This is a genomic window from Aquabacterium sp. (assembly GCF_029946005.1).
Taxonomy (GTDB): domain Bacteria; phylum Pseudomonadota; class Gammaproteobacteria; order Burkholderiales; family Burkholderiaceae_C; genus Aquabacterium.
In genome coordinates this window covers 194948-220015 of sequence record NZ_JAQSDR010000006.1, presented here as the reverse complement: position 1 = coordinate 220015, position 25068 = coordinate 194948, and the positions used below count along the sequence as shown (strand labels likewise).

General features: G+C 63.4%; 21 protein-coding genes. 12 read left to right on the top strand and 9 right to left on the bottom strand.

Annotated elements, in window-relative coordinates:
* The first annotated feature begins 2 nt into the window (after nucleotides 1-2).
* The 5 genes from PSV38_RS04075 to PSV38_RS04055 all read left to right on the top strand — a co-directional run bounded on the left by PSV38_RS04075 (nucleotide 3) and on the right by PSV38_RS04055 (nucleotide 3622).
* Entirely contained in the window at nucleotides 3-821 is an 819-nt protein-coding gene (locus PSV38_RS04075; protein WP_300545143.1) for a beta-ketoacyl synthase chain length factor, read from the top strand.
* On the top strand, nucleotides 818-1294 hold the full coding sequence (locus PSV38_RS04070) for a hotdog family protein (protein WP_300545141.1): 477 nt from the start codon (nucleotides 818-820) through the stop codon (nucleotides 1292-1294). Before PSV38_RS04075 ends, PSV38_RS04070 begins: the two co-directional genes overlap by 4 nt.
* Nucleotides 1291-2025: a 3-oxoacyl-ACP reductase FabG gene (fabG, locus tag PSV38_RS04065; RefSeq protein WP_300545139.1), complete on the top strand. Its 735-nt coding sequence runs from the start codon at nucleotides 1291-1293 to the stop codon at nucleotides 2023-2025. The genes PSV38_RS04070 and fabG overlap by 4 nt, the downstream gene beginning before the upstream one ends.
* Nucleotides 2022-3359 (top strand): cation:proton antiporter, encoded by a 1338-nt coding sequence (locus tag PSV38_RS04060; protein ID WP_300545137.1) that lies wholly within the window; start codon nucleotides 2022-2024, stop codon nucleotides 3357-3359. Before fabG ends, PSV38_RS04060 begins: the two co-directional genes overlap by 4 nt.
* Before the next feature lie 74 nt (nucleotides 3360-3433).
* The gene (locus PSV38_RS04055) at nucleotides 3434-3622 is read left to right on the top strand and encodes a hypothetical protein (RefSeq protein WP_300545135.1); all 189 of its coding nucleotides are present in this window, start codon (nucleotides 3434-3436) and stop codon (nucleotides 3620-3622) included.
* On the opposite strand, the gene PSV38_RS04050 is transcribed toward PSV38_RS04055, so the two are convergent.
* From PSV38_RS04050 to PSV38_RS04015, 8 genes are read right to left on the bottom strand one after another with little or no spacing between them, the layout of a single operon-like run.
* A complete protein-coding gene (locus PSV38_RS04050; RefSeq protein ID WP_300545132.1) occupies nucleotides 3623-4417 on the bottom strand; it encodes a glycosyltransferase family 2 protein in 795 nt (264 codons plus the stop codon). It abuts the gene before it with no gap.
* Entirely contained in the window at nucleotides 4410-5207 is a 798-nt protein-coding gene (locus PSV38_RS04045) for a lysophospholipid acyltransferase family protein (RefSeq protein ID WP_300545130.1), read from the bottom strand. The genes PSV38_RS04050 and PSV38_RS04045 overlap by 8 nt, the downstream gene beginning before the upstream one ends.
* Before the next feature lie 8 nt (nucleotides 5208-5215).
* Nucleotides 5216-6079, bottom strand: coding sequence for a MipA/OmpV family protein (locus PSV38_RS04040; protein WP_300545128.1), 864 nt, complete (start codon nucleotides 6077-6079; stop codon nucleotides 5216-5218).
* 2 nt (nucleotides 6080-6081) lie between these two features.
* Nucleotides 6082-7137, bottom strand: coding sequence for a hypothetical protein (locus PSV38_RS04035; protein ID WP_300545126.1), 1056 nt, complete (start codon nucleotides 7135-7137; stop codon nucleotides 6082-6084).
* 13 nt (nucleotides 7138-7150) lie between these two features.
* Nucleotides 7151-8452, bottom strand: a complete 1302-nt coding sequence (locus tag PSV38_RS04030; RefSeq protein ID WP_300545124.1) for an NAD(P)/FAD-dependent oxidoreductase — start codon at nucleotides 8450-8452, stop codon at nucleotides 7151-7153.
* 23 nt (nucleotides 8453-8475) lie between these two features.
* Nucleotides 8476-9858 (bottom strand): UDP-N-acetylmuramate:L-alanyl-gamma-D-glutamyl-meso-diaminopimelate ligase, encoded by a 1383-nt coding sequence (mpl, locus tag PSV38_RS04025; RefSeq protein WP_300545121.1) that lies wholly within the window; start codon nucleotides 9856-9858, stop codon nucleotides 8476-8478.
* A gap of 2 nt (nucleotides 9859-9860) precedes the next feature.
* Nucleotides 9861-11147, bottom strand: coding sequence for a glutamate-1-semialdehyde 2,1-aminomutase (gene hemL / locus PSV38_RS04020; RefSeq protein ID WP_300545119.1), 1287 nt, complete (start codon nucleotides 11145-11147; stop codon nucleotides 9861-9863).
* Entirely contained in the window at nucleotides 11137-12090 is a 954-nt protein-coding gene (locus PSV38_RS04015) for a bifunctional hydroxymethylpyrimidine kinase/phosphomethylpyrimidine kinase (RefSeq protein ID WP_366526636.1), read from the bottom strand. Before PSV38_RS04015 ends, hemL begins: the two co-directional genes overlap by 11 nt.
* A gap of 189 nt (nucleotides 12091-12279) precedes the next feature.
* Here PSV38_RS04015 and PSV38_RS04010 point away from each other — a divergent pair, with 189 nt between their 5' ends.
* From PSV38_RS04010 to PSV38_RS03980, 7 genes are all read left to right on the top strand, one after another.
* The gene (locus PSV38_RS04010; RefSeq protein ID WP_290661279.1) at nucleotides 12280-12432 is read left to right on the top strand and encodes a rubredoxin; all 153 of its coding nucleotides are present in this window, start codon (nucleotides 12280-12282) and stop codon (nucleotides 12430-12432) included.
* Nucleotides 12433-12472: 40 nt separating this feature from the next.
* The gene (locus tag PSV38_RS04005; protein WP_300545118.1) at nucleotides 12473-12886 is read left to right on the top strand and encodes a response regulator; all 414 of its coding nucleotides are present in this window, start codon (nucleotides 12473-12475) and stop codon (nucleotides 12884-12886) included.
* Between the two features lie 65 nt (nucleotides 12887-12951).
* A complete protein-coding gene (locus tag PSV38_RS04000; RefSeq protein WP_300545117.1) occupies nucleotides 12952-13317 on the top strand; it encodes a response regulator in 366 nt (121 codons plus the stop codon).
* Nucleotides 13318-13320: 3 nt separating this feature from the next.
* Nucleotides 13321-13860 carry a chemotaxis protein CheW gene (locus PSV38_RS03995; protein WP_300545113.1) on the top strand — a complete coding sequence of 180 codons (540 nt, stop codon included), beginning with the start codon at nucleotides 13321-13323 and terminating at the stop codon, nucleotides 13858-13860.
* Nucleotides 13861-13877: 17 nt separating this feature from the next.
* Entirely contained in the window at nucleotides 13878-16211 is a 2334-nt protein-coding gene (locus tag PSV38_RS03990) for a methyl-accepting chemotaxis protein (protein WP_300545110.1), read from the top strand.
* A gap of 18 nt (nucleotides 16212-16229) precedes the next feature.
* Complete coding sequence (locus tag PSV38_RS03985) at nucleotides 16230-22511, top strand: Hpt domain-containing protein (protein WP_300545107.1); 6282 nt, start codon at nucleotides 16230-16232, stop codon at nucleotides 22509-22511.
* Complete coding sequence (locus PSV38_RS03980; RefSeq protein WP_300545105.1) at nucleotides 22498-23595, top strand: GGDEF domain-containing protein; 1098 nt, start codon at nucleotides 22498-22500, stop codon at nucleotides 23593-23595. Before PSV38_RS03985 ends, PSV38_RS03980 begins: the two co-directional genes overlap by 14 nt.
* Here the strand turns inward: PSV38_RS03980 and PSV38_RS03975 are convergent.
* Nucleotides 23592-25061: a deoxyribodipyrimidine photo-lyase gene (locus PSV38_RS03975; protein WP_300545103.1), complete on the bottom strand. Its 1470-nt coding sequence runs from the start codon at nucleotides 25059-25061 to the stop codon at nucleotides 23592-23594. The genes PSV38_RS03980 and PSV38_RS03975 overlap by 4 nt on opposite strands.
* Between the last annotated feature and the right edge of the window lie 7 nt (nucleotides 25062-25068).

Below are 25068 nucleotides of genomic sequence, written 5' to 3'. Positions count from 1 at the left end.
CCATGTCGAACCCCGTGCGCGTGTTCATTGATGGCATTGGCCTGAATGGCCCCGGCTTGCCCAATTGGGCGCAGGGCCGCGATGTGCTGACCGGCTTGCTGCCCTATTTGGCCAGTCCCACCATCGTGGTGCCACCGGCGGGCTTGCCACCTGCCGAGCGGCGCCGTGTGGGTGTCCTCGTCAAGCTGGCCTTGCAAGTGGCACAGGAAGCCGTGGACCATGCCCAGGCGCAGGCCGACCAGTTGGCCAGCGTGTTCTCATCGTCCAGCGGCGAGGGCGACAACTGCCACGTCCTGTGCGAAGCCCTGGCCAGTGACCGCCTGATTTCGCCCACGCGCTTCACCAACTCGGTCCACAACGCGCCCTCCGGTTACTGGGGCATCGTGTCGCGGGCCGTGGCGCCATCGTCCACCTTGTGCGCCTTCGATGGCAGCTTCAGCGCAGGCCTGCTGGAAGCCATCACCCAGGTCAAGGTCGAGCGCCGTGGTGTTCTGCTGGTGTGTTACGACGCGCCTTACCCATCGCCCTTGCTCGAAGCCCGGCCCGTCACGCAATCCTTGGGCATGGCCTTGGTGTTGTCGCCCCACGCCAGCGCGCACTCGTTGGCCGCCATCGACGTGAGCCTCTGCGATGAAGCCCCCACGACCTTGCCTTGGGCTGAGCTGGAAGCCTTGCGGCAATCCATCCCCGCCGGGCGAGGATTGCCCCTGCTGCACGCCTTGGCCAACGCCAAGGGCCTCGCGGGTTTGATGCCTCAACGCATCGTGCTCGACTACCTGAACCAGCGCCAACTGGCCGTGGCGCTGAGCCCATGCCAATGACGATGACCATCACCCGCGACGAGATTGCCGCGCGCATTCCCCATGCGGGCACTATGTGCCTGCTCGATTCGGTGATTGACTGGAGCCCTGAGCACATCCGCTGTCAGGCCAGCAGCCACCGCGACCCCGCCAATCCATTGCGTTCAGGCGGGCGGCTGGGCGTGCTGTGCGGCATCGAATACGCCGCCCAGGCCATGGCCATGCACGGCGGTTTGCAGGCGGCGCCGCCAGGGGATGCCGGGCAGCGCCCCAAGGCTGGATTCTTGGCCAGCGTGCGCAGCGTGTCGGCCCATGTGGTCCGGCTCGATGACAGCACCTCTGACTTGCAGATCGAAGCCCGGCGCGTGTCGGGCGACGAGAACCTGGTGATGTACGAATTCTCGGTCCGCGATGCGGATCGCCTTTTGATCGAAGGCAGGGCCGCCGTGGTGATGGATGCCAGCGCCCTCTTGCCCACGGAGACCTTGCCATGAGCACCCCCGTTTTGAAACGTGCCCTGGTGACCGGGGGCAGCGGCGACATCGGCTCGGCCATCTGTAAACGCCTGGCCAGCCAGTACCACGTCATCGTCCATGCCAACTCGCGCCTGGATCGGGCCGAAGCCGTGGTCAGCGAGATCATCGCCGCGGGGGGGCAAGCCAGCGCGGTGGCCTTTGATGTGAGCGATGCGCAAGCCACCTCCGCCAGCCTGGAAGCCTTGCTGGAACAAGGCCCCATCCAGGTGCTGGTCAACAACGCCGGCATCCACGACGATGCCGTGTTTCCGGGCATGAGCCCTGAGCAATGGCGGCGCGTCATCGACGTTTCGCTGCATGGTTTCTTCAACGTCACGCAACCCCTGAGCATGCCCATGATCCGGACGCGCTGGGGTCGCATCATCAGCGTGTCCTCGATCGCCGCCGTGCTGGGCAACCGGGGGCAGGTCAACTACGCGGCGGCCAAGGCGGCCCTGCATGGCGCCTCCAAGTCCTTGTCGCTTGAGCTAGCCAGCCGGGGCATCACCGTCAATGTGGTGGCGCCGGGCATCATCCAGGGCAGCATGGCCGAAGGCAGTTTTGACGCCGCCGCCATTGCCCAGATGGTGCCCATGAAGCGCGCTGGCCAACCCAAGGAAGTGGCCGAATTGGTGGGCTTCCTCGCTTCTGATGCCGCCGCCTACATCAGCGGGCAAGTCATCTCCATCAACGGGGGGATGCCCTCGTGAGCACCGCACAAGCTGCCACGCAGGGCCTGGCGTCCAGCGCTGTTCACCAAAGCGAGATGCTGTTGTATTTCGTCTTGTTGCAGCTGATCGTCATCGTCGTGGCCGCGCGCGTGGGCGGCGCCTTGGCCCAACGCCTGGGCCAGTCGCCCGCGGTGGGCGAAATCGTGGTGGGCATCCTGCTTGGCCCCTCGCTGTTCGGGCTATTGATGCCGGACGTTTTCCACTACGTTTTTCAATCGGTGCCCGCCGGGCCGCTGACCATCCTCTCGCAGATCGGCCTGATCCTGCTGATGTTCCAGATTGGCATGGAGTTCGACTTCTCGCATCTCACCGAAAAACGCAACCGCCGGGCGGTGTGGGGTGTGGCCCTGGCTGGCCTGGTGGTGCCCTTCGTGTTGGGCCTGGGCAGCGGTTATTTTCTTGCGCCCATCCTGTCGCCTCAGGCCGACCCCCTGGCGTCGGCGCTGTTCGTGGCCACGGCCTTTTCCATCACGGCCTTGCCCATCCTGGGCCGGATCATGATGGAGTTCAACATCACCCGCACCCCCCTGGGCGTGATTGCCATCTCGGCCGCGGCTATCAACGATGTGGTCGGGTGGTTGCTGCTGGCCTTGATCACCACCATCACGGTGTCGCACTTCGAGCCGATGGCCTTCGGCCTGAAGGTGCTCATGGTGGGGGCGTTCTTTGTCTTGAGCTGGTACGTGGCGCGGCCCCTGGTGAAGCGCCTGGCGCACCGGTTCAAGGAAGGCCACGATGCCTTGCCGCCGACCCTGATGGGGCTGTTGCTGGCGGTGATGTTCGCAGCGGCCATCGCCACCTACCAGTTGGGCATCTTTGCCATTTTCGGCGGCTTCATGGCTGGCGTCATCCTGCACGACGAGACCGAGCTGGTCGAAGCCTGGAAGCAGAAAGTCGGCGGCTTCGTGCTGGTCTTCTTCCTGCCGATTTTCTTCACTTACACGGGCCTGCGCACCAACATTGGCGGGCTGGACACGGCCGCGGCCTGGGGGTGGACGGCGCTGCTGATTTCACTGGCCACGGTGGGCAAGTTCGGAGGCTGCTACCTGGCGGCGCGCTGGTCCGGCCTGAGCCACGCCGAAGGCAAAGTCATCGGCATCATGATGAACACCCGAGCTTTGATGGAGTTGATCGTGCTGAACGTCGGTTTTGACCTGGGCGTGATCTCGCAGCAGATGTTCACCATGCTGGTTCTGATGGCCATTGTGAGCACCGTCATCACGGCGCCGGGTTTGACGGCCTGGTTGCCCGCAGTGGGGTTGTGGTCGGCCAAACGCAAGGCCGGTGATCAGGCATCGCGCATCGCAGCCTGAGTCTCGTTTCATTCAACAAGGCGAGGGAGTATTTCAGGGCCTGTCAACGATTCGCGTGGTGCGTCCTGCCCGGCATGACGCGGGCGCAGGTGCTGATGTCGGTGGGTTACCCCGTCAGCAGCGAGAACCCCAAGCTGGATGCCAAAACCTGGCGTTTCTGGTTGTCGAGCTTCGCCGAGTTCCAGGTGGTGTTCGACGAGCAGGACTTGCTCAAGCAGGTCATCACCGACCAGCAAACCAGCAACCTGGTCGAGGTGGACTGATCAACGCTGAAAGGGTGGCCGCTGCAGCAAGCGGCGGGTCACCAGCAGCGGCAGGCGCAGCGCAAATTCCAGCATCAGCCGCAAATGCATCCAGGTCAGCAGGACGTTGTCGCGGCCGTATCGAAAGTGTGAAACACCGCCTTCTTCAGGCAGCAGGTACTTCACCGGTGCATCAATGTTGAGCGGCTTGACGCCACGCCAGGCCAATCTCACCACCGCTTCCGTGTCGAAGTCGAAACGGCGCATCCACGGTTGGCGCGCCATGACCTTGGCCAATGCGGCCACCGGATACACGCGGAACCCATAAAGTGAGTCGGCGATGCCCGCGCCCAAGGTTTCCAGATTGGTCCACCAGTTGGACACACGCCGCCCGCGCACGCGCAGCAACGGGGCGCTGGCATCGAACACCGGGCGGCCCAGCACCATGGTCTCCGGCCGCTGGATCGAGGTTTTCATGAACTCGGGGATCAGCGGTGCAGGGTGCTGCCCATCGGAGTCCATGGTCAGTGCATGCGTGAAGCCAGCTGCGCGCGCTTCAAGCAAACCTCGTAGCACGGCCGCGCCCTTGCCTTGGTTGCTGGGCAGCACAAAAATCTTGAGCCCGGAATCGCGCGATGCCATCTCCTGCAGGCCTTGGGCCGTGCCGTCGGTGCTGCCATCGACCACCACCCACACGGGATACCAATTGCGGCGCGCAGCCCTGACCGTTTCATACACCTGGCGGCCAGCGTTGTAGCTGGGAATCAGCACGAGGTGCGTGGTCGAAGGCGAGAGCGGCTGGCTCGTTTCAGTCATGGACAGGTCGTTCGGAAGGGGAGGGTTGCACTGTGATGGCCAGCTCTGCTCTGGCCAGTTCATGCTCAAAATAGTGTTGCAGTTCGCGCGTGAACAGCTTGGCGTCATCGCCCACGGTGAAGCGCTTGCCCAGCCGCACACGGTAGACCATGGGGAAGCTGGGCGGGCGGTGGTGGATGGGCCAGCCCTTGCATAAAAAGGGCGAGTTGTTTTCGATGAACAGGGTTTGCACCGGCACTTTCGCGCCCTTGGCGATCAGCGCGAAGCCTGGCTTGAACTCATTGACCGGGTGCCCGATGGTGCGCGTGCCTTCGGGGAAGACCAGCACGTGACTGCCCTGGCGCAAATCGCGGATCGCGTGTCGCACCATTTTGCGCGGGCTGTCGTTGCGGATGAAGTCGGCCAGCCGCGCACCCGCGCCCAGAAAGGGGTTGTCGAGCACATCGGCCTTCATGATGCAGCCCGCATTCCGGATCCGCGAGATCAGAAAAACAGCGTCCAGAAAAGTGGGATGGTTGCACGCCAGGATCATGGAAGCCTGGCCATCCAATGCGTCCAGCGCCTCCAGTTCGAAGCGGGTCAGGCCCAGCCAGGTGGTGAGGGCAAAGTACAGGCGAAACCCGCGGCTGATGCCTGCGCGGCCGATGGTGCGGCCTTTCTGCGGAGACACGAAAGGCCTGATCGCCCAGGCCAGCATGCACAAGCCCAAGCACATGACGCCCAGGAGTAGCAGGCCCGCGTAAAACAGCGGGTACTGGGCCAGGGCGCGCAGGGTCTTCATGTCCGGCATGGGGCGCTTCAGTCGTCGACGGCCACCAGCGTGGACGACTGGTCGATGATCCATGAGATGCCGATGCCTCCCGCCAGGTAACTCTTCTTCTTGACCAGCGGGCTGTCGTCAAAGACGGCGCCTTGCAGCGTGTCATACCGGACGAAGGCGCCCACCCAGAAGTGATCGAAGCGTTTGCTCAGCGCGGTGGTGAACTGGCTGCCAGCATAGCCGCCACGGCTGGCGTAGGCGGCGCGATCAGCGCGGGCGTACTGCGGCGCCACGTCGTAAAAATAGGCGTTGCGGCGGCGGTTGGCGTAGATGGGGCCCACCAAAGCGCCCAGGTTCCAGCCGGACCAGCCCGCCACATTCGCGATGTCGATGTTCAGGTTGGGTGCCGCTTGCCAGCCGGTGGACGACACGTCGCCCTGGCCCAGCGTGACACCGCCGCTGACCGGCAGCCGAAAATTCACGCGCACTTCGCCACTGGCCGATTGCAGCAGGTGCACGTCCAGCGCTGGGCCGATCTCGACCGATCCAGCCAGATTGGGCATGCCCTCGCGCGCTTGATTGCGTTTGCTCGACACCGGCAGGCTGGCGTTCGCGTTCAGGCCCAGTTTGACGCGCGGTCCCTCGAACAAACGCGCACTGGCGCCATCGCGGTTGGCCTTGAGCACCTCGCCACGGTAGATCAGGTAGGGCAGGGGCAGCACATAGCCGCGGCCTTCATCAGAGCCCCGGTAGTCAGGCAGGGACAAGGCGGCGGCGCCCAGGCCGAACTCCCACAAAGGCTTCATCTGGCTCTTCACCTCAGGCTGGGCTTGAACTGACAGTGAAAGCGCCCCTGCGGTGCTCAGCAGCAGGGCCCAACGCAGGCATCTTGGTGTGGTCATGGTCAATGGCTCCTGGCGGTGGTCGCTTCGATCTCGACCAGCAGGTCAGGACGGCAGACCACGGCCTGCAGGTAGAAACAGGGCACGTCGGTGCCCAGGCGTTGTTCCACCACCTGGCGCACTTGCGGCAGATCGGTGGCATGGCGAACGTAGGCTTTCAACTGCAGCTTGGAGGCCTGCCAGACTTTGCCGGGACGCTCCGCGCGGAAGCGGTCGATCAGGGCCTCGATGTTGTTCAGCGTTTCATGGGTCTGGGCTTGCACGTCGTTCAGGTGCACGGTTTCATGCCCCACGATGCTGGCGGTGCCGGAGATGAACACGCATTCTTCGTCGCCAGCAGGTGCCAGTGCCGCGCGCGAAAACGTCGGGCTGCGCAAGCCATACTGTGGCGGGTAGCGGTACGCGCTCAACTGGCGCGGATTCTCGATCGGCTGCGCAGGGCGCGAGGATGCCAGCGCATACACCGTCAGCGGCCCGCCTACACCTTCTGGATGGCCCAGCGCACAGGCGGCCGGTGGGTTCGGATCGACCATGGTCGAATGCGCCAAAAAGGAGGCGTGCCTGCCCACGTTGAAGATGCGGTAACGCTCTTCGCCTTGCCCGGCGCCAAGGATGTCCGGCAGGTAGTTCCAGAAGCGCAAGGGGTGCGGGCAGCCCAATTGGCCCAGAGCGCCAAACACGGCATCGTAGGCTTGCTGCGTGGCCTGTTCCAGCAGTTTGTCTTGGGTGGGCAAGGGCGTGGCCAGCCAGGCGAACACCAGGTCGGCGCATTGGGCATAGGCCACACCCGCGACTTCGCCATGGACCACTTTAGGCGCGTTGCCGGGCACGGACCAGACCTCGACCCAGGCAGCGGTGTCATCGCCCAGCACCGGCAGCGCCACGCGGGGCCATCCCGCTTCTGCCAATCGCGCTGGCAGTGCAGAACCGTTGATCACCTCGGCCGCGCCAAACACGGCCATGCCCAGGATCTGGCGTGTGGCAGGGCTGCGCTCAAGCCCCTCGGCCCATGCGTCCAGGGCTTCCAATGCAATGTAATCAAGCTGCAGATGACTCAAGACCTGCCTCTTGTCAACGGATGGGGGCCGTGTCGCTGATGTTGATCTTGCGACGGCGTGCGGCCGCCAGCGTGCGTTTCAGCGTCAACAGCGAACCGATGTAATAGATGGCTTTGAACACGTAGATCGACGGCCATATCGGCGTCTTGCGGAAGATGTCGCCCGCGAACAGTGACATCACCGCTTCCTTGACCCGGAACATGTTGCGCGGCCCCATGAACAGGTCGCGCATGGTGGGATTGGTCACGCGGTAGATGAACCATGAGAACTCGCGCGGACCTCGCAACATCACCTGGTCGAAGCGCTTGTGCGCGGCGGCCAGCTTGCGCGGCTCTCGCAACTGCGCGTGCACCACGTCGGCGGCCACAAAGGCGCTGTTCATGGCCAGGAAGACGCCCGATGAAAACACCGGATCGATGAAGGCAAAGGCGTCACCCAGCAGCAGGTAGTTGGGGCCGCGCGCCCGATCGCAACTGTAGGAATAGTTGCCGGTGGCCTCGACCTCCGAGACCAGCTTGGCATCTTTCAAGCGGGCCTGCAGTGGCGGGCACAGGGCAATGGTGTCCATGAAGAACTCTTCGACGCTGTTCTTGCGCGTCTTGAGGTAAGTGGGCCAGCACACGGCGCCCACGCTGGTCGCGCCATCGGCCAGCGGAATGAACCAGAACCAGCCATGGTCGAACCAGAACAAGCTGATGTTGCCTTCTTGCTTGCCCTCCAGGCGCTGGGCGCCCGTGAAGTGGCCGAACAGGGCGGCGCTGTTGTGCTTCTTGTTCTTGACCTTGGTTCCCAGCTTGTTGGCCAGGAAGGTGTCGCGGCCCGAGGCGTCAATGACGATCCTGGCTTGCCATGACGCATTCTGGCCATCCGCCTGCTGGGCCTGCACCACGGCGCCAGCGTCCTTCGGCAGGAAATCGACCGCCTTGACTTGGCAGTTCTCCAGCACCTTGGCGCCTTTGCTGGCGGCATGGCGGATCAGGATGTGGTCGAAGTCAGAGCGGCGCACCTGGTAGGCCATGTCCATGGACTTGTCCCAGGCCTCGCCGAACTCAAGGAAGGTGCGGTCCTTGTGCCAGGGCGAGACGAACTCGATGCCGTACTTGGGCATGGCCATCGCCTCGACCTCGGCGCGCACGCCCAACTGGTCCAGCAGTGGCAGGTTCGCGGGCAGCAGTGATTCACCGATGTGGAAGCGCGGGTGCTGCGCTTTTTCAAGCAGCACCACGTCCATGCCTTGTTGGGCCAGCAAGGCGGCTGCGGTGGAGCCCGCCGGGCCGCCACCGATGATCAGCACGTCGCAGGAGCTGGGGGTCATGGGCAATGTCTTGTTGGTCAGCATCAGGTGGCGGCCAGCGCCTTGAGGAGCTTGTCGTGGATGCCGCCAAACCCGCCATTGCTCATGCACAGGATCTGGTCCCCGGGCTTGGCGGCCTTCACGACCTTGGCCACCAGCGTGTCGATGTTGTCGATCACGACCGCGTGGTCACCCATGGGCGCGAGCGCTTCAGCCGCGTCCCAACCCAGTCCACCGCTGTGGCAGAACGACAAGTCGGCTTCTTCGAGCGACCAGGGCAGCAGGGCCTTCATCGTGCCCAGCTTCATGGTGTTGGAGCGCGGCTCAAAGACCGCCAGGATGCGTTGATCCGGGGCGATGCGTCGGCGCAGCCCATCCACCGTCGTGCGGATGGCCGTGGGGTGGTGGGCAAAGTCGTCGTACACCGTGATGCCCTTGACCTCACCGCGCAACTCCAGGCGGCGCTTGACGTTGGCGAACTGCGCCAAAGCCTCGCAGGCCACCTGCGGCGACACGCCCACGTGTTCGGCGGCGGCAATGGCCGCCAGCGCGTTCATCTGGTTGTGCTCGCCCATCAAGGGCCATTCGACGCGGCCGACCAGCACGGCCGCCTTCAGCACGTCAAAGGCGTGTGGTTCGCCACGGGCCCGGAAGCCCGGTACGTCGCCCCGCACGCCAAAGCGAACCACATCGCTCCAGCAGCCACGGTCCAACACACGCTGCAAGCTTTCTTCCCGAGCATTGACCACCAGGCGGCCTTGGCCCGGCACGGTGCGCACCAGGTGATGGAACTGGGTCTCGATGGCGGCCAGGTCGGCAAAGATGTCGGCGTGGTCAAACTCCAGGTTGTTCAAGACGGCGGTGCGCGCCTGGTAGTGAACGAACTTGCTCCGCTTGTCGAAAAACGCGGTGTCGTATTCATCGGCCTCGATCACGAAGGGATGCCCGCTGGCAGGGCGCTTCGCCTCGTCCAGTTCGCCGAGCCGTGCTGACACGCCGAAGTTCTGCGGCACACCGCCGACCAGGAAGCCCGGCTGCAAACCGGCGCGCTCCAGAATCCAGGTCAGCATGGAGGTGGTCGTGGTCTTGCCGTGGGTGCCCGCCACGGCCAGCACATGCCGACCGTGCAACACGTTTTCGCTCAGCCATTGCGGGCCACTGGTGTAGGGCAGGCCCGCGTTGAGGATGGCCTCCATCAGCGGATTGCCGCGCGAGACCACGTTGCCGACCACGAACAAATCGGGTTTCAAATCGAGCTGATCCGGGGTGTAGCCCTCGATCAACTCAATGCCCAGCGCGCGCAACTGGTCGCTCATCGGCGGATAGACGCCCGCGTCGCAGCCCGTCACACGGTGACCGGCCTCGCGGGCCAGTGCGGCGACACCACCCATGAAGGTGCCGCAAATGCCAAGGATGTGAATGTGCATGCTCAACCCAATGCTTGTGCGGCGGCAGCCACCGTGTCGGCGATGTCCTGCTCGGTGTGCGCGGCACTCACGAAACCAGCTTCGTACATGGCCGGTGCAAGATACACGCCACGGTCCAGCATGGCGTGGAAGAAGCGGTTGAACTTGTCAGACCCATGGGCCATCACTGCCTGGTAGTGCTGCGGCAGGCTGTCGGCAAAGAAAAACCCAAACATGCCGCCCTGGCTGTCGCCCACCAAAGGCACGCCGACCTGCTGGGCGGCGCCCACCAGCCCTTGCACCAGGCTTTGCGTGCGCTGCGCCAAGGATTCGAAAAAGCCAGGGCGCTGGATGACCTTCAAGGTGGCCAACCCGCAGGCCGTGGCCACCGGGTTGCCTGACAGTGTGCCGGCCTGGTAGACGGGCCCCAAGGGTGCCAGCTGCGCCATGACCTTGGCCGGGCCCGCAAACGCCGCCAGCGGCATGCCGCCGCCGATCACCTTGCCGAACACGCTCAGGTCGGGCGCAAAGCCAGGGATCTGCTGGGCATACAAGCTTTGCGCGCCACCCAGGGCCACGCGAAAACCCGACATCACTTCGTCAAACACCAGCAGCGCGCCATGCTGCGTGCACAACTCGCGCAAACGTTTCATGAACGGCAGGGAGGCCCGCACAAAATTCATGTTGCCCGCAATCGGCTCGATCATCACGCAGGCGATCTCGCCACCCACTTCGGCAAAGGCTTGCTCGATCTGCTCGACGTTGTTGTACTCCAGCACCAAGGTGTGCTGCACCACTTCAGGCGGCACGCCTGCGCTGGTCGGGTGGCCGAAGGTGGCCAGGCCTGAACCAGCCTTGACCAACAAAGCATCGGCATGGCCGTGATAGCAGCCCTCGAACTTGATCAGCTTGCTGCGGCCGGTGAAGCCGCGGGCCAGGCGGATCGCGCTCATGGCCGCTTCCGTGCCCGAGCTGACCAGGCGCACCTGCTCTGCGCTGGGCACCAGCTTCAAGATCTCTTCGGCCAGCTCGACCTCGCGCTCGGTGGGCGCGCCGAATGAAAACCCGTCCAGCGCCGCCTTTTTGACCGCCTCAAGCACCTCGGGGTGGCCATGGCCCAGGATCATCGGGCCCCAGGATCCGATGTAGTCGATGTAGCGCTGGCCTTCGGCATCCCACATGTAGGCGCCGTGCGCTTTGGCGATGAAGCGGGGAGTTCCGCCCACCGCCTTGAAAGCCCGCACGGGTGAGTTCACCCCGCCAGGGATGGAGCGCTGTGCGCGCTCGAACAAAGCTGCATTAGTGGACATTGCGTGAGGAAGGGGAGATGTCGTTGTCGGTCAGGCCGGATTCGCCAGCGGCGACTTCTTCGCTGGCGGTTTCCTCGCCCTCTTCGCCAGGAGGCAGTGCCCAGAAGAAGCGGTCGGGGATGACGCCACCCATGCCAGGGCGGAAGCCCGAGTCCAGCGCTTGGTCCAGGAAGCTCAAGGCTTCCGACACGGCCATGTCCACCGAGGTTTCTGTGGCCAGGATGGCGGCCAGGGCGGCCGACAAGGTGTCGCCCGCGCCCACGAAGCTGGCCTCAAAACGCTCAAAGCGTTCGCCAGCAATCGCGCCTTGGGCCGAGGCCAGCACGTTGTCGATGAACTGGTCGGGCAACTGGATGCCGGTCACCAGCACATAGCCACAGCCGCTCTCGCTGGCGGCCACCGCGATTTCGCGGGCGGACGGCGGGCGCTCGGATTCCCACTCGGGCAGCAGGAAGTCCGTCAGGGTCTTGTGGTTTCCCACCAACACCAGCGTGGCGGGCAGGATCAGCTCGCGAAAAGCCTCCAGGTAGGACATTTGAGCGTCCTCTTCCATCCACGAGACGTTGGGTAAATAAGACACCAGCGGAATATCGGTGTAGTCGGACAAGATTTCTGCGACCACGCTCACGCCCTCGGCGCTGCCCAGAAAACCGACTTTCCAGGCCGAAATGGTGGCGTCTTCCAGGATGGTGCGTGCCTGCTCCGAGATCGCATCGGCGTCGATTTCGTGAATTTCAAACACCTCGGCGGTGTCGCGAATCAGTAAGCTGGTGATCACCGGCAAGGTGTGCGCGCCCATGGACGCCATGGTGGCGATGTCGGCCGCAATGCCACTGGCGCCACTGGGGTCGCTGGCATTGAAGCTCATCACGCACGCCGGGGTTCCGGAGTCTTCGGCTTCGGTGGTGGGATCAACCTGGGGGCCGTCGGTGGGAGTGTTCATTCGGTGCGTCTAACGGTGTTCAGGCCCGGTGTTCAAACCAATGGGCGGGAGTCGTCCTAGCAAGCCTCACACGGCGCCAAGCGTCTTGTGGTGCCCACAAACCCTTGTTTTTCACAAGAGTGGGATGGCTACAATCAGCCCATTGTATTCAAGCTGGTTTGAACAGACGTGAACTCTTCCCGCACCTGGATGTGTTTGATTTGTGGCTGGATTTATGACGAGGCTGTCGGCCTGCCCGAAGACGGCATTGCACCCGGCACGCGTTGGGAGGACATTCCCATGAATTGGGTGTGCCCCGAATGTGGTGCTCGCAAGGAAGATTTCGAAATGGTTCAGATTTGACGGTATCGCCGTCATCCACTTTGATTAAAGGAATGGGTCCGTGACTGAAACTGGCTTGCCCGTATTAAGCGATGTTCCCGAAATCACCGCGCCCAAGAAAATCCTGGTGATTGACGACAGCAACACCATTCGGCGCAGCGCCGAGATTTTCCTGAAGCAGGGTGGTTACGAAGTGCTGTTGGCCGAGGACGGTTTCGACGCCCTGGCCAAGGTCAATGACCATGAACCCAGCATCATCTTTTGCGACATCCTCATGCCGCGGCTGGATGGTTATCAGACCTGCGCCATCATCAAGCGCAACCCGCGTTTCGCGGCCACGCCCGTGATCATGTTGTCATCCAAAGACGGTCTTTTTGACAAAGCCCGTGGACGAATGGTGGGGTCTCAGGATTATTTGACCAAGCCTTTCACCAAGGATCAGTTGCTCCAAGCGGTGGCACAGTACAGTGCTTGATTGAACCATTTTCGGTTCTGCGTCCAGGGCGGCGCCCACAGAATTCGCCAAGAGGTTGATCGATCATGTCCATTCAAAAAATCCTGCTGGTTGACGATTCCAAGACTGAACTGCATGTGCTGTCTGACCTGCTGACCAAAAAAGGTTTCAAGGTGCGCACCGCCGAAAACGGTGAAGAAGCCTTGCGCCGGCTCCAGGAAGAAAAGCCTGACCTGATCCTGATGGACGTGGTCATGCCCGGTCAAAACGGCTTTCAGCTCACCCGGGCTATCACCCGCGATCCGGCTTTTGCCGATGTCCCGGTCATCATTTGCACCAGCAAAAACCAGGAAACCGACCGCGTCTGGGGCATGCGCCAGGGCGCGCGCGACTACGTGGTCAAGCCGGTTGATCCTGAAGAGTTGCTGGCCAAGATCAAGGCGTTTGGTTGATTCATGGCGAATAAAGAAGCCCTGCGGGATCTGCAGAAACGCCTGGCCACCCGGTTGCAGGCGGCGCGTGAGCAAGCGCCAACCCGAAACTGGTTGGCGGTGGAAATCGCCGGGCATGGTTTTTTGCTGCCGCTTGATCAGGCGGGCGAGATCTTTCCCATGTCTGTTTTGCAAACTGTGCCGCACAGCCAGCCTTGGTTTTTGGGCGTCGCCAACCTGCGCGGGCAGTTGCATGGCGTGGTAGACCTGCCCGCTTTTCTGGGCCTGGCCCGGCCGGTGGCACGCTGGTCGCAAGAGCAGGGGGCCCGGGAGGCTGGGCGCCTGGTCGCGATGAACAGCTCGCTGCAACTCAACGTGGCCCTGGTCGTGGACCGATTGTTGGGACTGAGAAACCCGGCCGACATGGTGGCGGGCGGCACCCCTTCACCAGACACGCCCCATTTCATTGGCCAGCAAGTGGTCGATGACAAGGGCCGTGCCTGGTACGAACTCGACCTTGCTGCGCTGACCGCAGACGAGGCTTTTCTCAAGATCGACGCTTGACGTCTGGAGTACAAGGCATGAGTTTCCTGAGTCGAATCAAGGACCTGGGCAAGTCGCAGGACGAAGACGAAGTCCAGCCGGAGGCCCTGGCATCCGAGGCGCCAGTGACCTCTTCCGGTGCCAACGCCGTTGACACCCACCATTCGGTATCGTCCACGCTCCAACCGGGCGCAGGGGGCTCGCCGGACTCGATCATTTCCGAGGCAGCCCCATCCGAATTCCCGCCGGACTACCACGATGCCCGTGTCAAGGCCGAGGCCCTGGGTGCAGCCAATGCCGAATCACGCACCGGTTTGCCGGTGATCGGCAACTGGTCGCTGGAGCGCCAGCAGCGTGTCTTGTTTGGGGCCTTCATCCTGGGTGGTCTGGGCTTGATGCTCAGCGCCTTCCTGTCGGTCAACTCCGCCGATCGCCGGGCTGCGCAAGCCGGGGCCACCGGTCAGGCGCTGATGCAGTCGCAGCGCTTGGCGAAGTCAGTGTCGCAGGCCTTGATCGGTCGTGCGCAGGCCTTCCAGGAGGTGGCTGATTCCGCCAAGGTGCTGGCCAGCAATGTGCGTGGTTTGGCTCAGGGTGACAGTTCTTTGGGCCTGACCGAGGTGCCTGCCACGGCGAAAGAGCCTTTGTTGCCCTTGTTGCCCCTGGTAGACCGTGCTGAAAAGAATGCGAAGTTCGTGTTGGCGCAGAAGCAGACGCTGACCCAGGTGAGCCAAGCCCTGCGCGAAGTGAACGGCCAGTCGTCTGAACTGTTGGACCTGGCGGAAGGCATTGCCACCGCCAAGATCGAAAAAGGTGGCGCCACGCCTGCCGAATTGATGGCCATGAACCAGATGGTCATGCTGACGCAGCGCATCGGCAAGTCGGCCAATGAGTTCCTGACAGTGGAAGGCGTGTCGACCGAGGCGGTGTTCTTGCTCGGCAAGGACTTGAACGCGTTCAAGGAAATCGTCGATGGTCTGCTGAACGGCAACAAGGATCTGGACCTGAACGGCGTCAAGGACGCCGAGATGCGCGAACCGCTCGAAGCCCTGCAAAAGCTGTTCGAACAGACCCGCACGCAATCGACCTTCATTCTGGGCACCCTCCAGGGCCTGGTGGCCGCGCGCGATGCGCAAGTGGCCATCATTGACGACAGCGAGCCGCTGCGCAAAGGCTTGGAACAAGTGCAAACGCGTTTGTCCAGCGGTGCGGGCATCGGCCTGGTCAACATCGTGTTGATCGTGATCTTCCTGGCACTCACCGTTGCGGCCGGCTTTGGCCTCTTGCGCGTGTTCTTCACCGATCAGACACAGCGTCGGCAACTGGCCGAAGGCCAGCGTCAGGAGGCCGAACGCCAGGAGCGCGAAGCCAAGCGCGTCAACGACGCCAACCAGGCCGCCATTTTGCGTTTGATGAATGAACTGCAAATGGTCGCTGAAGGTGACTTGACCCAACAGGCCACGGTGACTGAAGACATCACCGGCGCCATCGCCGACTCGGTGAACTTCACGGTGGAAGAGCTGCGCAGCTTGGTCGCCCAGGTGCAAAGCACGGTTCAACGTGCCACCGACACCACGCAACAGGTGGAAGCCACCTCGACCGAACTGCTGGCCGCTTCCGACGAACAACTGCGCGAAATTCGCGAAACGGGCGAGTCGGTGCTGCAGATGGCGGGTCGGATTAACGAAGTGTCGGCACAAGCCCAGCACTCCGCCGAAGTGGCGCGCCAGTCGCTGGCCGCTGCCGACACCGGTCTGACCGCTGTGCAGAACGCCATCGGCGGTATGAACACCATCCGTGACCAGATCCAGGACACCTCCAAGCGCATCAAGCGCCTGGGCGAGTCGTCGCAAGAGATTGGCGAAATCACCGAGCTGATCTCGGACATTACCGAGCAGACCAACGTGCTGGCCTTGAACGCAGCCATTCAAGCGGCCTCTGCCGGTGAAGCCGGACGAGGCTTCTCTGTGGTGGCCGAAGAAGTGCAGCGCCTGGCCGAACGCTCCGGCGACGCGACCAAGCAGATTGCCGCGCTGGTGCGCACCATTCAGACCGACACGCAAGACGCCGTGGCCGCCATGGAACGCTCTACCCAGGGTGTGGTGGAAGGGGCTCGTCTGTCAGATGCCGCCGGCTCTGCGCTGGGCGACATTGACCGTGTGTCACGCCGACTGGCTGAACTGATTGAGCATATTTCCGCACAAGCCTTGCGTGAAGCTGAATCTGCAAATGTGGTCGTCTCGAACATCCAGCACATTTTTGCGGTGACCGAGCAGACCGGTGAAGGTACCCGATCAACGACCCAGCTCGTGCGAGAGCTGTCCAAGACCGCCGACGAACTCCAGCAGTCGGTGTCCCGGTTCAAGATCGCTTAAGGCTTAAGAGTCGACCCCATGGACAGCATGCAAGCAGCCCCGATGTCAGACGATCTCAGCGCCTTGGCGTGGGTTCAGGAAGAACTCCGCAAGTCGCTGGATGCCGCGCACAAAGCGCTGCACCGTGGCCTCAAGGACGCCGGCTCGGCCGACCTGTCCGACATGGACGCGCGCGACCCGGCCGTGCTGCGGCAGGCGCGCCAGCAAATCCACCAGGGTGTGGGTGCGCTGGAGCTGGCGGGCTTGCCCGCGGGGGCCACCTTGCTGCGCGCCAGTGAAGCCGTCGTCCAGAAGTTCATCAACCGGCCTTCGTCCCTCACGGAAGCCGCTGTGTTGGCGGTGGAGCGTGGCTCCTTCGCGCTGATGGACTACATCGGGCGTAGGTTGAACGGCAAGAATGTGCCTGCGCTGGCGCTGTTTCCCCAGTACGAAGCCCTGATGGCGCTGGCCGGCACGACCTTGCCGCGTCCCACCGACCTGTGGAGCCAGGACTGGCCCAAGGTGGCGCTGGAAGCACCTTTGGCACCGCCTGAGTCGGTCACGCCCCGTGCGGCGGATGAAGCCACGGTGGATGATTTCGAGTCCGGCTTGCTGGCCTTGCTGCGCCGCAATCAGCCGCGTGATGCGGTGGCCCTGGCCGATTTGTGCGCCTCGCTGGCCAGCGGTTCGTCGCAGCGTCATGCACACCGCGAGTCGGCCACGTGGATGCTGGCCAGTGGTTTCCTGGAAGCATTGGCTGGCGACCATGTGCCGCTGACTGTGCATGCCAAGCGCGTGTTGTCCTCATTGCTCAAGCAATTGCGTGTGCTGGTTCAGGGCAAGGAAACACCCTCTGACCGCTTGGCGCAAGAGTTGCTGTTTTTCTGCGCGCAAGCATCGGGCTCGGATGCCAAGCCCAATTCGGTGTTGTCGAACGTGCGCCGTACCTTTGGCCTGGACCAACACGCGCCGGTCAATCTGCTGGAATCCAGCCTGGGTCGCTATGACCCGGCCTGGGTGGCACAGGCGGTCAAACGCGTGGGCGGGGCCAAGGATGGCTGGTCGGCGGTCGCGGGCGGCGAGTTGTTGCGCCTGGGCGGTCTGAACGAACAATTCGCCCTGGTGGCCGAGTCGCTCAAGCGGCTGTACCCCGATGGCGAGGTGCTGGCTGAGGCGCTGTCTCAGGCCGTGAACCAGACCGTGCAGTCGGGCCAGGCGCCCGAGCCCAGTCTGGCCATGGAAGTGGCCACCAGCCTTCTCTACCAGGAGGCCTCGCTGGAAGACGGCGAGTTCGACCACCCGGAGCAGAAAGACCGCATCCATCGCCTGGCCAGCCGCATCGACGCGGTCCGCCAGGGCCAGCCGGCTCAGCCGCTGGAATCGTGGATGGAAGACCTGTACCGCCGGGTTTCCGACCGCCAGACCATTGGCAGCGTGGTGCAGGAGTTGCGCAGCAACCTGAGCGAAGCCGAAAAGAACATCGATCTGTTCTTCCGCAATCCCACTCAGCCCGCTTCGCTGGTGAACGTGCCCACGCAATTGCAGGCCATGCGAGGCGTGTTGGCCGTGCTGGGCCTTGACATGGCTGGCCACGCCACGGTTCGCATGCGCGAAGACGTGGATCACTTGCTGCAACCCGACACCAATGTTCAGGAAGCCGGTGACGCTGGCGTGTTCGACCGCTTGGCCACCAACCTGGGTGCGCTGGGCTTCCTGATTGACATGCTGAACGTGCAGCCCAATCTGGTCAAAGCGCTGTTCAAGTACGATCCCGACACTGGCGTGCTGTCGCCCTTGATGGGCCGCGAGCGTTCGGCACCGATCCCCGTGGCCTTGCCCGACCCGGTCGAAGCCGCTGCCCAAAAGGCCGAGCGCGATGAGGTGCAGACCGCAGCCGAAGCCGTGGTCGAATCGGTCACCCGTGACGAAGTGTCCTTGAGCGATGTCTCGGACGAATTGCAGAAGCTGGCTGATACGCCCATGGTGCAGGATCAGCCTGCATTGGCCGACACCGTGGCCTCCGCCCAAGCGGCTTTGGCAACGGCCCAGGCCTCGGATGACCATGATGCTCAAACGCTGGCCCGCGAGCAAGTGGCGCAGGTCATGGCCGATTTCGCGAATTCGGTGTCTGAGCCCGTGGGCCTGGACCTGCCCGTTGGTGAAGCCTTCACCGACAGCGGCCACACGCCTTTGATGCCCACCCCGGTGGTGCCAGCCGAGCTCACTGGTCTGGAAGAAGACGACGAGATGCGTGGCATCTTCCTGGAGGAGGCCAACGAGGTCCTCGCCAGCGCTCTGGAGGCCACCGAGGGCTTGCTCACCAACCCGGATGACGTGACCCTGCTCACCAGCGTGCGCCGTGGTTTCCACACCCTGAAGGGCAGCTCGCGCATGGTCGGTCTGAACGACTACGGCGAAGCGGGCTGGGCCTGCGAGCAATTGTTCAACACCTGGATGGCATCCCAAGCGCCAGCCAGCCCTGACTTGCTGGGCTTCACCGCCGAAGCGCTGGAGTACATGGTCGGCTGGACCAAGGCCATCGAAGCCCGAAGCGCCCAAGGTTGGCACAGTGCCGACCTGGTGCGCGCTGCCGACACCTTGCGCCTGGAAGGGCGCCGCGTGCCGATTGGTGGCGGCTCCACCTTCGCTGCCACGGATGTCCAATCTTTCGCGGCTGAAGAGTCTTCGGCCCCGGCCGAAGACGACCTGTCCGCCCTGACCTTGCCCCTGGTCGATCTGGGGGGCGAGCAGGAGGCGTCGGCGGCATCTGAAGATGAACCAGTCACCCAGCCATCGGCGTTCACCGACTCCCACCTGCCCAGCATTGATGGCGATTTGCTGACCCTGGAGTTGCCGCCTGAAGATGATGTCCCTCAGGTGCAAGCGGAGGCGGCCGAACTCACCGAATCCGATTGGTTGCTGCAAGAAGCGTTGCCCGCAGAGCCCGAGCCAGCCATCGTCCTGGACCTCGTGTCCGATGAGGCCCTCCAGGTTCAGGTGCCCGAGGTCTTTGAAAATTCGCAGCCGCTGTACCTCGAATCCGAGCCCAGCGTGTTCGCCGACGAGGCGGCCGCCCATCCTGTGGATGAGGCCGCCGTGGTGGACGAAACTGCCTCGACCAATGAGTACCCAGCCGAGTCCGATGACCAAGTCAAGGTCATCGGCCCGTTGCGCATCAGCATCCCGCTGTTCAACATTTACTTGAACGAGGCCGACGAGCAGTCTCGTCGCTTGTGCACCTCGCTGAGCGAATGGGCGCTGGAGTTGCACCATCCGGTGTCGGAAGACGCGATTGCCCTGGCGCACTCGCTGGCGGGCAATTCCGCCACCGTGGGTTACGCCGAACTGTCGCAACTGGCGCGCCTGCTGGAGCACAGCCTGATGCGTGCCCATGCCTTGGGCCGCGGCGAGCCAGAAGTGGCTGCCTTGTTCAATGAAGCCGCCGACGACATCCGCCACCTGCTGCACCAATTCGCCGCTGGTTTCCTCAAGACGCCCAACGACGATTTGATGCGTCGCCTGGAGGTGTACGACCACACCGCCTCGCGCCGCCTTGAAGCGCGCAGCTTGCTGGGCGAGCTCGACACCGGCGATGGCGAAGAGGGCGAAGCTGGTTCGGATGAGAACCGAAGCCATGGCCACCTGCGTCTGGTGCACTCGGTCGATGAATCGGCGGTGCCTGATTCGTCGTTTGACCAGTCGTCCCACGACGAAATGATCCCGACCCAGCCCAGCCCTTTGGGTCAGGCCGAGATCAAATCGCTGGATTCGCTGCCGGAGGTGCTGCACCCTGCGGTCTCGACCGTCATGCGCAAGGCCGACAGCATCACTGGCCTGGACGACCGTGACGACCTGGAGGCGCACGACGCCGTCGATCCCGACCTCTTCCCCATTTTCGAAGAAGAAGCGCAGGAGTTGCTGCCCCAGCTGGCCAGCCAGATGCGCCAGTGGCTGGACCAGCCCACTCACCCGGCCGCGCCTGCAGCCTGTATGCGCACCCTGCACACCTTCAAGGGTGGTGCACGCCTGGCCGGTGCCATGCGCTTGGGCGAATTGGCCCACCGCCTTGAAACCACCATTGAGCACCTGATTGGCTCCGAGTCGATCACGCGTGACGAGGTCGAGCCCCTGGAAGCCCGCGTTGATGCGCTGGTTGAAGAATTCGAAGCCTTGTCGCAACGAGATGCGCAAATCTACGATGCCGAGGTCAGCAAGCCGCTGCCTCCGGCCGAGCCGGTCGAAACGGTGTCGCGCGTGGTGGAGTCTCTGCCCACCGCCGTGGTGAGTTCCATGGCGCCCGCGGACCTGCCGACGTCGGAGGTGCCACCGGCGGCTGACGCGCTTGGCGCCGTGGCGGCTCCAACCGTGATCGACTGGACCACCCTGGCCAACAATGGCCGCCGCCTGACCGTGGCGCCCAAGCGTGACAACACGCAAGCCGCGGTGCAAGCCGTGGTGCGAGTCCGTCCGCAACTGCTTGATCGCCTGGTCAATCACGCCGGTGAGGTCAGCATTGCCCGCACGCGGATCGCTTCGCAAGTGGGCCAGATCCGTGGTTCGCTCACCGACCTCACCGACAACTTGGGCCGTTTGCGCCAGCAGTTGCGTGACATCGAACTGCAAGCCGACACGCAGCTGAACACCCGCCTAGAAGCGGCCCGTGCCGCCAGCCAGACCTTCGATCCGCTTGAGTTCGACCGTTACACGCGCTTCCAGGAGTTGACCCGCATGATGGCCGAGTCGGTGAACGACGTGGCCACGGTGCAGCGCTCCTTGAACCGCACGCTCGAAGTGGCCGAAGACCAACTGGCCGCGCAGGCCCGCCTGACGCGCGACCTGCAGGATGACTTGCTGCGCACGCGCATGGTCGAGTTCGAAGGTTTGTCTGACCGCCTGTACCGCGTGGTGCGCCAGGCCGCCAAGGAAACCGGCAAGCAAGTCAAGCTGGACATTGTCGGTGGGGCCACCGAAGTTGACCGGGGCGTGCTGGAGCGCATGACGGGTGCCTTCGAGCACTTGCTTCGCAATTGCATCACCCATGGCATCGAGGTTCCGGCCGTGCGCCAAGCGGCGGGCAAGGACCCGGCGGGCCTGGTGACCGTGTCCCTGCGCCAGGAAGGTAATGAAGTTTCGCTGGAGTTCCGCGACGATGGCGCGGGTCTGAACCTGGACCGCATTCGCCAGAAAGCCGTCGCCATGGGCCTGGTCCAACCAGACGCGGATGTCCCGCCCGGCGAGTTGGCCCAGATGATTTTCACGCCCGGCTTTTCGACGGCGGACACCGTCACCGAGCTGGCAGGACGCGGCATCGGCATGGACGTGGTTCGTTCTGAAGTGAACGCCATGGGCGGTCGCATTGAAACGTCCACCGCGGCAGGGCAGGGCACCAGCTTCAAGTTGGTCTTGCCTTTGACCACGGCGGTCACCAAGGTGGTGATGCTGCGCTGCGGTGACGTCACCGTGGCGGTCCCCACCCATTTGATCGAGATGGTGCGCCGCGCCAAACCGGCCGAGGTTGAGCAGGCCTATGAGTTTGGCACTTACCAGTTCGCCGACCTGGTCCTGCCGTTTTACTGGCTGGGCGCCTTGCTGCAAATCAGTCCACGCGGCGTGGCCGAAGGTCGTTCACTGCCGGTGATCGTGGTGCGCTCGGCGCAGCAACGCATTGCCCTGCACGTGGATGAAGTGCTGGGCAACCACGAAGTGGTCGTCAAGAACCTGGGGCCGCAGTTGTCGCGTCTGCCTGGCTTGGCGGGCATGACCCTGCTTGCCTCGGGCGCAGTCTCGCTGATCTACAACCCGGTGGCTTTGGCCACGGTTTATGGCGATGTGGCCCAGGCCTACACCAAGGCAGCTTTGCACGCGGTCGCCAACGGTGAAGAGACCGAAGCGGAGCAGGCGGCTGCCGTGGCCGTCGAGGCCCTGCCGCCGCTGGTTCTGGTGGTTGACGACTCCTTGACTGTGCGCCGCGTCACGCAGCGCTTGCTGGCGCGTGAAGGTTACCGCGTCGTGCTGGCCAAGGATGGCATGGACGCCCTGGAGCGCCTGGCCGAAGAGGTCCCCGTGGTGGTGCTGTCCGACATCGAAATGCCGCGCATGGATGGTTTCGACCTGGTGCGAAACATCCGTGGTCACGAGCGTTGGAAGGATTTGCCGGTGGTGATGATTTCGTCGCGCATTGCCCAAAAGCACCGCGACTACGCCACGCAACTTGGCGCCAACCACTATCTGGGCAAACCTTACGGGGAAGAAGAACTGCTGGCTCTGGTGGCCCGCTACGCTTTGCAGCGAGAGGCGGCGGCTGTGAGTGGCAACGCCTGATTTCGTGGACACCGACACCGCCGCGATCGATCAACTGGCGCACCTGACCGCCCAGCGCGATCGTGAGCTGCTGGACGTCTCCTTGGCCCAAAGCGTTTTAGAGCTGTTGGGGGCCTCCAGTGTCGGTGTTTACCGTGTTCTTGGTCAGGAGGGTGGGGATCAGCACTGGTTGTGTTCCGGGTTGGCAAGGCGCGGTCAATTGACCATCAGTGATCCGCCCTGGCTGGACCCGGACACCATGCCTTTCATGGAAGATTTCCCCGCCCGGGAAGAGGCGCTGGTCTCGCGCATGTTGGTGCAGCGCCCCTTGAATGAAGCCGAAGATGGCCCTGGCAAAGATGACGGCGCCACTTGGTTGACCGTGTTGACCTTGCACGCCGAACTGGGCCAATCGGGCGTGCTGGAAGTTCGCTCGGCGCAGCCCTTGCCCTTGCGCGACCTGCGCTCCATGCAGACCTTGCTGCGCGTGTTCGGCAATTTCCAAAACCTGCTGGAATCCAGCCAGCGTGATTCGCTCACCGGCTTGCTCAACCGTCAGACTTTTGACGCCACCTTCCTCAAGGCCTCCATGCCGGTGCAGTTGAGCGCCGAAGATGCTGAGAGTGAGGCCGAGCGCCGTGGTTCGCAGATGAACACCTTCTGGCTCGGCGTCATCGACATCGACCACTTCAAGCTCGTCAACGACCGCTTCGGCCATTTGATTGGCGATGAAGTGCTGGTGCTGGTGGCGCGGATCATGCGCCAGACCTTCCGGCACTACGACCGCCTGTTCCGCTTTGGGGGCGAAGAGTTCGTGGTGCTGCTGCGCGGTGGCACTGAAAAACACGCCCTGCGCGTGTTCGAGCGGTTTCGGCAAAACATGCAGGCCTATGCTTTTCCGCAAGTGGGGCAGGTCACGGTCAGCTTGGGCTTCACCGGCGTTCACGCGCATGACACGCCGAGTGCGGCTTTTTCGCGGGCCGACCAGGCCGTCTACCAGGCCAAGCACCAAGGCCGCAATCAAACCCTGTGTTTTGAGAACCTGGTCAGCCAGGGCATCATCACCACCGAAGGCAACAAGGTCGGCAACATCGAGTTGTTCTAGCCCTTGACCACCGCGTAGCGCGCCAAGGTTTCTGCCCGGGCCTCGTCGTGTTGAACGATGGGCGCGGGGTAGTCCACGGCATCGCCCAGATCGCCCTGCCAGGGGGCATGGATGGCCTTGTCGCTCAGGTGGGCCAACTCGGGCACGTAGCGGCGGATGAATTTGCCGGCCCCATCGAACTTCTGGCTTTGGTTGATGGGGTTGAAAATGCGGAAGTAGGGCTGGGCGTCGCAGCCCGTGGAGGCGGCCCATTGCCAGCCGCCGTTGTTGGCGGCTAGGTCAAAGTCGAGCAGCTTCTCGGCAAAGTAGCGCTCGCCCCAGCGCCAGTCGATGCCCAAATCTTTGATCAAAAAGCTGGCCACGACCATGCGCAGGCGGTTATGCATGTAGCCGGTCTGGTTGATCTGGCGCATGGCCGCGTCCACCAGGGGGTAGCCGGTGCGTCCGCCACACCAGGCCGCAAAGCGCGCTTCGGCCTTGGCGCCGTGCAACCACTTGATTTTGTCGTATTCGCGCTTGAAGCTGTGGCCGATCACATGGGGATGGTGGTGCATGACCTGGTGGTAGAAATCGCGCCAGATCAACTCGGACAACCAGGTCTGCGCGCCCGCAGAACCTGCCTTGCTGCGGTCCCAGGCCAGCTTGGCCAGCAGACGGATCGACACCGTGCCAAAGCGCAAGTGGGTGGACAGGTAGCTGGGCCCCTTCACACCAGGGAAGTCGCGGGTGTCGCGGTACTGGTCCATGCGCTCCAGAAAGTCATCCAGCAAGGCCTGGGCGCCGCTCATGCCGGCGGGCACTTTCAGGGCATCGGTGGCTTCGAACCCGAGTTCACCCAGGCTGGGCAGGCGCGAACCATTGGCCGCTTTCATACCGACATCGGCCGGGATGGCCGCCAGGTGCTGCGCATGGCTGGCCACCGGGTAGGCCTTGACGTAAAACTCGTCTATCTTCTTCAGCCAGTTGTTTTTATAGGGCGTGAAGACGCCATAGGGCGTGTCGTTGCCGGTCAGGATTTCATTGCGCTCGAAAATCACGTGATCCTTGGACGTGAACAGCGCTGCACCCACATCACTCAGTTTGCCCCGCACTTTCGCGTCGCGCACCAGGGCGTCGGGCTCGTCGTCGTGGTTGGCGAACACCGCTTGAACGCCCAGTTGCTGCGCCAAGCGGGGAATCTCCGTGAGTGCGCTGCCGTGCAAAACGATCAAGCCCGCGTGCTCAGCGTGCGGAGCTTCTCGCTCGGTGGCCAGTTGGCGCAGGGCATCGTCCAACTCGACCAGGCTGTCGCGAATGAACACCACCCGGCGGTCTGCGCGGGGCAGGGGATCCAGGATGTCGGTGTCGAACACGAACACGCACCACACGCGCCGGGCCTGTTTCAGGGCGTAGTGCAGGGCGGCGTGGTCGGTGCTGCGCAGGTCGCGGCGGAACCAGACAAGGGCGGAATCAAACTGAGTGGTCATGTGGGGT